This is a genomic window from Enterobacter sp. CM29 (assembly GCF_013179605.1).
GTDB lineage: Bacteria > Pseudomonadota > Gammaproteobacteria > Enterobacterales > Enterobacteriaceae > Enterobacter > Enterobacter intestinihominis.
The window spans coordinates 1-9,644 of record NZ_JABMCU010000176.1; the positions used below are offsets into that span (position 1 = coordinate 1).

The 9,644-nt window shown below is 42.9% G+C and carries 8 protein-coding genes and 2 pseudogenes; 2 read left to right on the forward strand and 8 right to left on the reverse strand.

The genetic code is table 11. The features are described from left to right. The 6 genes and pseudogenes from HP459_RS18145 to HP459_RS18170 form a co-directional block, all read right to left on the reverse strand. Positions 1-597: pseudogene (locus tag HP459_RS18145) on the reverse strand (conjugal transfer protein TrbL); the annotation flags it as partial. Between the two features lie 51 nt (positions 598-648). Continuing rightward, positions 649-1,116: a hypothetical protein gene (locus HP459_RS18150; protein WP_171936593.1), complete on the reverse strand. Its 468-nt coding sequence runs from the start codon at positions 1,114-1,116 to the stop codon at positions 649-651. Further along, positions 1,116-1,928, reverse strand: a complete 813-nt coding sequence (locus HP459_RS18155; protein ID WP_171936594.1) for a hypothetical protein — start codon at positions 1,926-1,928, stop codon at positions 1,116-1,118. The genes HP459_RS18150 and HP459_RS18155 overlap by 1 nt, the downstream gene beginning before the upstream one ends. Beyond that, a complete protein-coding gene (locus HP459_RS18160) occupies positions 1,925-4,504 on the reverse strand; it encodes a VirB4 family type IV secretion system protein (protein ID WP_171936595.1) in 2,580 nt (859 codons plus the stop codon). The genes HP459_RS18155 and HP459_RS18160 overlap by 4 nt, the downstream gene beginning before the upstream one ends. A gap of 11 nt (positions 4,505-4,515) precedes the next feature. Further along, on the reverse strand, positions 4,516-4,875 hold the full coding sequence (locus HP459_RS18165; RefSeq protein WP_216661695.1) for a hypothetical protein: 360 nt from the start codon (positions 4,873-4,875) through the stop codon (positions 4,516-4,518). Next, positions 4,872-5,222 (reverse strand): hypothetical protein, encoded by a 351-nt coding sequence (locus HP459_RS18170; protein WP_253939654.1) that lies wholly within the window; start codon positions 5,220-5,222, stop codon positions 4,872-4,874. Before HP459_RS18170 ends, HP459_RS18165 begins: the two co-directional genes overlap by 4 nt. A 79-nt stretch (positions 5,223-5,301) precedes the next feature. Here HP459_RS18170 and HP459_RS18175 point away from each other — a divergent pair, with 79 nt between their 5' ends. Beyond that, positions 5,302-5,640: a helix-turn-helix transcriptional regulator gene (locus HP459_RS18175; protein ID WP_171936596.1), complete on the forward strand. Its 339-nt coding sequence runs from the start codon at positions 5,302-5,304 to the stop codon at positions 5,638-5,640. Positions 5,641-5,861: 221 nt separating this feature from the next. Here the strand turns inward: HP459_RS18175 and HP459_RS18180 are convergent, their stop codons facing one another. Continuing rightward, positions 5,862-6,881: a CpaF family protein gene (locus tag HP459_RS18180; protein ID WP_171936597.1), complete on the reverse strand. Its 1,020-nt coding sequence runs from the start codon at positions 6,879-6,881 to the stop codon at positions 5,862-5,864. Between the two features lie 9 nt (positions 6,882-6,890). Then, positions 6,891-7,604, reverse strand: coding sequence for a hypothetical protein (locus HP459_RS18185; protein WP_171936598.1), 714 nt, complete (start codon positions 7,602-7,604; stop codon positions 6,891-6,893). A 938-nt stretch (positions 7,605-8,542) separates the two neighbouring features. Between HP459_RS18185 and HP459_RS18190 the strand changes: the two are divergent. Next, positions 8,543-9,644 (forward strand): annotated as a pseudogene (locus tag HP459_RS18190) (triK protein); the annotation flags it as partial.

Consider the following 9,644-nt stretch of genomic DNA (forward strand, 5'->3'; position numbering starts at 1 on the left):
TGCCACGAGGAAAGGTACAAACAGCACACCAATAATTCTGGCAAGCGCATATCCTAAAGTGACATATACATCTGCAAGGTAGAAAGCAACTTGCAATAACAGTGATACCACTCCCCAAATAATAGTTACGCACCACATATAGATTGAGTCGGTGAACCCAACATCTGGAGCCTGTACCGCTTTCGTTATTACGTTATCAATGAAGTTGGACAGGAACATTTTATCTCTGGAACCAACAATCAGGAACTGGAAGGTTTCACCCAACCCTTCAAACACGCCCTTAATAACTTGGGTAAATGGCCCATATGATGCAATAAGCGCCACAGTAGCAAAGTAAAGAAATACGAGCGCGAGAAACGCTATCCAGTCTGCATTACCGTTAATGAACTTAACCAACTCAATAACAACGCACATAAAAAAAAGGAACGTCAATATTGCAGTAACGAACAAGAATATGTCGCTGCCGTTTGATGAAAAAATGGCATCTACATAGTTCTGTACCTCTTTATCAATTTCATCACTCATAACGCTGTTTGCAGCAAATGCACTTTGCGCAAACAAAAACGTCATGAGAAATATAGCTAGTAACTTTTTCACAAAAGGGTTCCCCTTACAGCAATTGCCGTAATTTTATTAGTTGTTATTTAGTTACCTGACAGGCAAACCTAAATACATTCTGGCAGATGTAATATCCGGCGAATCCTGATTAAGTTTTTTAGACATTAACCAGCGCACTTCTGATTCAACTTGTGATTGTTTCAGCTTTCCATCCCATGCTGATGAACTCTGACCTTGTAGCTTGTCAAATAAGTTAATAAGCTGGCCTACTTTCGCTTTTGCTTCGCCTTTGGATAATCCGCTATAGGTTGTTTTGGAATACGCAACGCTCCCTCTGTTCGGAAGCTGCTCCGCAGCCTGCCTTTTGGCATTGAGTAAACAACCCATGCGATTATTGCTGCCACAGTCTTTTTCCAGTTTCTTGACCATCGCTTTATGTTTAATGTCGATACCCTTCTGAATAGGATCAACATATTTTTCTGCCGCAACTGCATTCAAAGAAGCTCCGGCAAGCATAGCTGTTAAAATTAAAGCTCTCGCTTTGCTGAAATTCATCATTATTCTCCTTTGTACGCGTCACTCATGGCTTTTTCTCTCAACTGTCTGGCTCTCGCCATTTTGTTGAAGTAGTCATTAGCGAGTTGGTTGGACATTTTAAAATCAGTATTCTGCTGTGATTGCATGTTCAGATTTTGCTCAATAATCATTTGCTGCTGTCGAGCAATTAACTGCTGCGTGGCAAGTGTATCGTTATCACCTAATGTATTAAGAGCATCATTTAATTCATCTGCTCTGTCGGCCTGCTCAGAAATATTACTGTCGTATGTTTCTCCGGCAACATCCTGACGTACAGCCATTTCAGCTTTACGCTTGCGATATTTGAATATTTGCTGTGCTCTTTGCCTGTCATTGGACAGATAAGGAATGGAGTTATTCATTTCAGTCCATTCTTCATCGGTCATGCCCCAGCCATTAATCAACTTGTTACGCTCTACTGCGTTATCCCAAGGTTGATTACCTACGTTCGGGTCATCGCCCAAGGCATAGCGCGGATCGTACATATCAATCGTTTTAAGCTGGTTCAGGAAGTTTTGCAGATCGATACCTTTAAGCGTTTGCTTGAGCTGCTGTGCCTCTCGCAGAACCTGCTGATAGTCGTTAAGCATCTGATCATAACGTCTGTAGGCTTCAACGAGTTCGCTGTTGCTTAACGCCGTTTGAGTCAGATACTGTTCATAATCTTTAATGCTCTGTGAAATCTGCCTTATCTGGCCTGCAATCTGCGTATAGTCGAGAGTAGGTACACCGGCAAAAGCAATATGGGCGTTAATAACCCCTGCAATAATCACCGCAAGAAATTTACGATTCATAGATACATAGTCTCCAAGTCTCGATCGCTTTCAGCAGGCGTCTTAGGTTTACTCAAGCCTTCTACAATCCGGTCTATCGCTTCATCAATATCATCAGTTTCCTGATAGATTCGATGTGCTAATGAGGCTTCATGCGCTGTAGATGTGCATATTGCGTACTGCTCAGATTCAACGTTGAGATTAACAACCTTCGCGATACGTGCCTCAGGGATAACAATGTAGATCTGGCGGCGTGGTACCAGATTACGGATAATATCAACCTGGTCTTCTGAAATGCCGAACGTGTCTACGTACTGCTTTACGTTCGGCTCCTGATCACACATGAACATGAAAACAGACGCTGCAGAACGTAAGGTTTCCCATTCAGGCAGGTCTTTATAGTGTCCCGGGCTTTGCGTCCAGAAGCCCATGCCACCACCATGTTTAAACCAGGTACGTGATTTAGCAATTGCCCATTCGGCAGCACCTTTAACAGAGAGGGTATATTGCGCTTCATCAATATCCATGAATTTCGGCATATCACGATATTTCTGTGATTCGAAAAGGCGTACAGTTCTAAAGAAAATCTCGCGTTGCATTAACTGTGCTTCTTGCTTTTGATCTTTCACCGAAGCAAGGTTATAAACGGTTAATGGCTTATCTAATTTACCGATAGCATCAACTTCACAGTCGAATAGATTTGCTTTATGTCCGGTTCCGTAGAATGCGGCAAGTTTATCTTTAATTCGTGAACTACACTTAGCCATAAGTGTAGAAAGCGTATTAGTAGATAAACGCCCTTCAATTTCCGAGAACTCTTGAACAAGCAGATTTTTTATATTCTGTGCAATTTCGTTTACTTCATCAGGACTGAAATATTTATCTTCTTCCCTTTCGTTAAAGCGAAGCATCAATTTAAGCTGATTAATCAGGTGTGAAATATAATCATTGTCTTTTTCATTATGTGCGGAAACAAATGGATTCACTCCATTTTGCACACCCTCAGATAAACTAAACGCCGCTGCATCTTCTTTGAAGAAATTGGCTAAGGGAATAGTACCTGCATCAACATCAAGCGATGAGTACAAGCCGCCCAGCTTAGTGAAATGTGAGGCAATCACGTTTTTAGCAAATGACTTACCTGAGCGGGTTGGGCCAACACCGATTATCAGGTTTTTTTCACCAATAACAGATGTGTAATGGAATGGCACACCATCTTCTGATTCGAATATATAGATGGCTTCCTCTGTATCAAAACCACGCTTCCATTCCTTAATGCCCTCATGAGACTTATAGAACAGCGCCGCAGCTCCCGCCTGTGAGGTGTAATAAACCATAGAGCGATAAGTATTCTTTGGATAACCAGGCTGCATGGCATAGTAAGCACGTTCAAGCCCCACGCTTTCCCAAACAAGCGTGGTGTTATTTGAAACGATGCGATTAACCTCTTTGCTCGCCTCAATTAGCTTGTGCGGGTCAGTATCAAACACGGCAATAGCAGATTGATAATGCCCCATAGTGTCAGGAGAGTTCGAAGCACTTAGCAGTTCATCCTGCATCTTTTTAAGATGCGGATTCTCTTTGATTTTCGCTGCTGAACGCTCTGAGTTGACCTTTGCAGTCATCAGGTCTGCAAAGCTGATCTGAGCACGGAAAAGTTCATTTTCTCGCGCAGTGATCATCAGAGAACGTTTAAGTCCTTTAACGGGCATGAAACGGTTGAAAATGACGTAGTTGCCAGACATTAGAACAGGCTTCTTGTCGCCGTCATTATATGCCCATACGGATTCGGGTACGGCATCCTGACCATGCTTAATTACACTGGCGATACGCACGTATACAGGCTGCGCACCGTCGATTTTAAGCATTGGCACACCCTCAATAGTGATATTGGTGATGTGCTCGCCATCAAGCGTATATTGATCCCAATCGTACTTAGGAGTAGGACAAGGCTTGGACGTAAGGTAACTTGTGTTGAAATTCGCCAGGAATTTTTGTAGCCGCCAAATTCCGTTCACATCCATTTCTGTATTCTCTGGCGAGAAAAACGATAGGCGAACATTAAGGTCGCTCAGAGTTTCCTGCAATTTGCGGCACTGCTTGCGGTATTCATCTATTTCAATCATGAAAGCATCATGATTTTTAAACGCAAGGCCAACGCGCTTACGCGAGTCAGCATCGAAAAAGCTGTTGAACAAGTTTTTAGCAAACGATAAAGAGAAAACACTGTTGATATTTTCATCTGGCTTCATTTCAACAAGCCAGCAAAGACGCGAACCATTGAGATTACGCACCTTATTCAGATACGCCTGACGACGCTTAGAAAGTAACTGGCTGCGCGGGTTATCGCGATCAGCCAGTTTTACTTTGACGCCTTCATAATGCAGGTAATATTCAGTTAGCGTAATTTCAGCAGGAAGAAGCTGAAAGATGTTTCTAAGCATAGCGGAAACAGATTTACGCACCTGTTCAGTTACGAAAGTTGGGTCTAAGCCGGTGAGTTGCAGGCCACCGATCACAGTACCGTGGTATGTATAGACACAACCGTCGTTATGGCCTGCCAGGTTTAACTGCTCATTAAACGTTTTAGAAGGCATCTTAACCTACCTTATCCCTGCGCCCAGGTAATTAGCAGCGCGAGGTTGAACAATGCGATACCACCCATCAAGACGCGGAAAATCCACGACATAGCAGCACCACCTGATTTCGGGGCTGTAACCCACAGCACGATACAAGCCGCCGCAGAAACGAAGACGATAAACAGAACACCCGCGCCGCCTACGAAATCAATTACGTCCTGCATCCAGCTAGTGAACTTTTGCAGAAAGCTCTGGTTAGGAGATGGCAGCGATACATCATTGTTTGCAGCAGAAGCGACACCGGCATAAGCCAAGGCTGTGACAGCGGCTACACTCTGACCTGTCTTTTGCTTAATACCGGCGAAGAAACGCCCTAACATGCTTTTCATTTAGTCTGATCCTTAGTATCTGAGAGGTTGATAAAAACTACTTTGCGTTGAAAAGTCTGGCTGTTGTCCATGTCAGCGCCGCCGAAAATGGCATGCCTCCACACCACATGCGCATCGCGATCTTTGTCGTGAATGATGTATATTGGTAAAACTGTCACTAACACAAACAAGACAAAGGCCAGCATGGAAATTACGCTGAAAAATTTGATTGCCAGTAGCAGGCCAAAACCGTTTATGAAGAACAGAAGGATGTACATCTGGTGTGGAATGCCAGCTTTCATCTTTCGATCAGAGAACACAGCATTGTTTTTCAAATTAGGGTTTGATTCAGGCTGTAAATTACTCATCTCTTGATACTCTTATGTAAACAATTCACTATTACTTAATGAATTTATAGCATCGAACAAGGCACGGTTCAACACTGCGATGAAAAAACTCTACGATTATATTGAGGCGATGAAACGCCACACGAGATTGAACACGAACATTAAGATCGCGGACTATTTGGATGTCAGCCGCCAGTACATAACGACGCTGAAGTATGGGAAAGTTTGGTTAAGCCGAGAAAAATGCTTAGATATCGCTACTGCTTTAGGAATTGACGTAACGGAAATCTTGATGACGATTAACGCGGAGAAAAGCCAGTCCCTTGATGACCGAGAGAAGTTCTTCAAACTAGCCGAACAACACCGCTCCCGGATCAACCCTCCGCCAGAATTTAAGCCAGATGGCTCACCCCGCCGGAGAACGATGAAAAAGAAGTAGTAGATAACTGCCTTTTTCAGCGCGGAAACTTTACATTCTTTACACTATGCGATCAATCATAAAAATCAGTCTACTCTGATAACCTGATGCTAACTAAGAACATTCTGATTACATATCATGACTTAACTCAAATCAAAGTGGGTTAAATCATAAGAAATTTAGTAACGGTGATTCATTACTGACATACATAAGCCGCCGTTGACGGCTTATGTCTGTTTGCATTAACCGATGCGCTCATGCACACCCGTTTCAGTGTTGAACTTGAAGATTAGTTGAAGCTCACCCTCTACAAGCCGCGCTATCTCAGTAATCCTACGCCCCCATTTGGGATCACGGTGTGTCTGAATGATCACATCAATAGCATCTCTCAGCAGTACGCCTGTAAGTTCAAAGCTAACGTTTCCAGCCGATGCCAGAAGATACTGAATGCGGGATAAAGCATGTTTGCAGCTCTTACCGTGAATGGTTGAACCACATCCACGAACGCCCGTATAGATAATCTGCATGAACGCATCGACCGCTGGAGCTTTACGTAACTCACCGACCAAAACCCTGTCAGGTTGCTGACGTAGCGTTGCATGAATAAGCGCCGGAAGGTCTACAGGGCTTTCATTTCGGTTTGGTGCTTCCATTGCCAGACCATAGGGAAAGAGACGGTGAATATGAAGTTCCTGTGTATCCTCGGCAGTTACGACACGCTCTCTCTTATCTATGTACTCAGCAAGAAATCGCATGATCGACGTTTTACCTGAACCCATGTTTCCCGAAATCAAAAACGTATCTTTTCTGTTGATAACGTCGATTAAGTAATCGAGTATTTCCGGCGTCATCATTCCAGAGTTTATGAAATCATCAACAGTTAACGGATCTACAGTGACTTTACGTAAAGATAAAGTTGAGCCGGACGGAGTAGTAGAGATGTGTGTTGCATTAATGCGACTACCATCAGGTAATCGTGCATCTAAGATAGGTGCTTTGAGATCTAACGAATCCTGATCCAGCGTCACACAAAATTGTTGCAACAGGGAAACTAGCGCGGCCTCGGATGCGAAAACCTTCTTGGTTTTCTCAAGCACACCATTCCTCATTACATTGATATTGTCGTAGCGGTCTACAAAAATATCGGTGATATCCGGTGACTTATACAATTCCATAATAGGTAGCATTTCATCATGGATCAGGTTCCATTCTTTAATGGCTTCTTTATTCTCATCGTCCACATAACCGAACGGATATTGCATGTTTTCACCTCACATAGAATAGGGTTCGAACCGATGGAAAACTACTAGTCCATGCTCATGAATTGGTTTAGGGTCAACAGAACCAACGCGGGAAATGTGCCTAACATTTCCATCAGTAGTGACGAATTTAGGCCAAGGGTTTTTGTCGTAAAGTTCAGCATAATTTTTTTGTACCTCAGCGGAAGTAAACAGGTACATAACATGATCAAACCGGCCTTTTTGCCAATCCAGTGAATGCGCGTAAAAGTTATGATATATGCGGTTGGTGTCTTTTTGTGTTAGCTCAATTTCAACAGCAATTTTTACATCATTAGAGTTGATGATTAGCAAATCCGGCCTACGTTCATACTTCTCTTTCGCAAGTTCAGTCTCACTATAAAAATCCTTAATTCCTTTTTGTGCGGTAAGGAAAGATTGAATGCTGTAGCTATGTATCAGAGTATGCAATGGGAAACGGCGAAACTGCCTGACGGCTAAAGTTGGATTTGATAGCTTCGCTTCTTCAATGCCATCATTAGAGAGAGTTAACACTCTCTTTCGAGTACCAGGTACATAGGTTTCTTTTGTTATACCTTCATCAGCTAACCGCTTAAAAAAATCACCTTGACCATTTACGTTCACATTAAGCATCCGTGAAAGCAGATCGCGGGTTGAAAATCCAAACTTGGCAAGCCAGAGAATAACGCGTCTCCGCTTCTCATAATTAATATCAAAGTTACTCACGATGCCTCCACCTGGAAGATGCAATAGACCGCACCAATAAGCCCCCTTTAGGGGCGGGTAAAGCCGTTAAAAGAGATTGAATAGATTGTCCTGACGCCCACGGCAGGACAAAGAAAATTAGCGCGCCCACGCGATAATTTACGGTCTATCCCGAATCATCCCGTTCAGGGATGAGCAGGGGCGCGAAGCGTTCAATCCGCGCTATCCGCGCGGCGTCAGGGCTCAAGCCAAAGGCGAAGACGCCTGACCACCCCCCTTAGGCTGGCGCAAGGTTCCCCGAGAGGGGGAACCGCCGCGCCCCGATAGTGGTGCGAGTCATGGAACGCGAAAAGCGCGCTTGAGGCGTATACGCCGATTCGCGCCTTTTCGACCGTTCCAGGGCGACGCACCGCTAAGGGCAAGCATACACGGCGCTGGAGTGAAACGGAAGCAACGTGGATGCGTAGCAGCCTTAGGGGGGTGGTCAGGCGTCGCAGACGTCTGACGCCGCGCGGGGGAATTTCATGCAGGCGAGGCGTCCAGCCGACCCGAAATGAAAGGGGGTGGAGGCGTAGCCGGAATCCCTAAGGGGTTGATTTCGTCCAGAAATCATCCCCGCATGTGTTTTGATGTCGCTTTGCAATCCTCCACAGAGGATTACATTGCGACCTTCAAAACATGCCTTTGACTTCCTGTTTTACTCTCTATTTTAGTCTCTATGGATAACAATAGAGTAAAATAGGGAGTAAAATAGGAAAGTAGTGCATAATTTAATCACCATAAATGATTAAATTATATACAGAGTTTACGCATCGTAAACTTATAGGGTTAGTTTACGATGCGTAAACTTACTTCTGCTCAGTAAAAGTATGTAGCTCGACAGACAAGCCATATTGTATGTCGAATAGGATCGTATTAAGGCATGGAGTTAAACAAGCCGATTTAATAAAGGAGTTCATATGCAATACAACGAAGTAGATTACTTAAGGTGGGTATACGATAACGCCTATCCCAATTTGACATATATATTTGTTCTCGTTCTCGCAATGCTAATCCAATTTACTTTTTCTGGTCATGTAACCAAGAAAGATAATTTGGGTGTTTGGGAACATATAGTCATGCACTTTCGCCAAAAAATATTAGTCGCCTACCTTTTATTGTTCGTTCTATTTAATGTTTATACTGGAATTGTTGCGGCAAAACAGCTAGGTCGTGATGGAGCTATAGAATTTCTAAAAACTATCTATAGCAACCTTAGCGACGAGATATTTACTGTAAGCTCTATCCTTTCAATCTTAACTGTTTTTGTTATTCCTTATTTTTTTCACGCAATACACAAGCGGTATTTATCACCGCGAATTTCCTCTTTTAGAAGAAAATTCCGCGTATCACAAACTGGCGATTCGCTGAGTGATATAAGAATCGAGAAAGACAGGTTCTTAAGTAAGAACTTTGATAACCGTGAATATTATAAAGATGATTTTATGTTCATGGGATTAGATGAAAATGGCGAGGCTATATATCTACCTGACGAAGAATTTAAATCCAAGAACTTAAAAATACTAGGTGCTACGCAAACAGGCAAAGGTGTTATACAACAAGTTTGTATTGACCAAGCAATAAAAAAAGGTTGGGGCATATGGTTCTTTGACCAAAAGCCAGATGACTTCATTTACTCAATAATGGTTGACTCATGTAAGAAATGGAAAAGATCTCCGCCTGTTGTTTTAGATTTAACCGGCGAAAGTAATGGTACTTACTCACCGTTTGAAAACGGTTTGAAAAGGGAGAGATTAAACCGTTTTAATAAAGTGTTTGGCTTAACGTCTAAGGGTTCAGATTCAGATTACTATAAAGCTATCAATCGCCAGATTATTACCTTTCTTTCTGATTATTGGGATGGAACTTTACAACACTTAGATAAACTTCTTCGTGGTAATGATAAAGCTGTTCCATCCGAAAAACGGCAATGGATTATGGATAACACAGTTAACATTCAATCCAAACTTGATGAATGGAAATTATTGCCTCATTTGTTTGGTGCTAAAGGTACTGGATTAA

What these genes read in the sequence shown, in the direction of transcription:
- HP459_RS18150 (WP_171936593.1), bottom strand. Translation starts at nt 1,116, where the DNA reads ATGATGAATTTCAGCAAAGCGAGAGCTTTAATTTTAACAGCTATGCTT.
- HP459_RS18155 (WP_171936594.1), bottom strand. Translation starts at nt 1,928, where the DNA reads ATGAATCGTAAATTTCTTGCGGTGATTATTGCAGGGGTTATTAACGCC.
- HP459_RS18160 (WP_171936595.1), bottom strand. Translation starts at nt 4,504, where the DNA reads ATGCCTTCTAAAACGTTTAATGAGCAGTTAAACCTGGCAGGCCATAAC.
- HP459_RS18165 (WP_216661695.1), bottom strand. Translation starts at nt 4,875, where the DNA reads ATGAAAAGCATGTTAGGGCGTTTCTTCGCCGGTATTAAGCAAAAGACA.
- HP459_RS18170 (WP_253939654.1), bottom strand. Translation starts at nt 5,222, where the DNA reads ATGAGTAATTTACAGCCTGAATCAAACCCTAATTTGAAAAACAATGCT.
- HP459_RS18175 (WP_171936596.1), top strand. Translation starts at nt 5,302, where the DNA reads ATGAAAAAACTCTACGATTATATTGAGGCGATGAAACGCCACACGAGA.
- HP459_RS18180 (WP_171936597.1), bottom strand. Translation starts at nt 6,881, where the DNA reads ATGCAATATCCGTTCGGTTATGTGGACGATGAGAATAAAGAAGCCATT.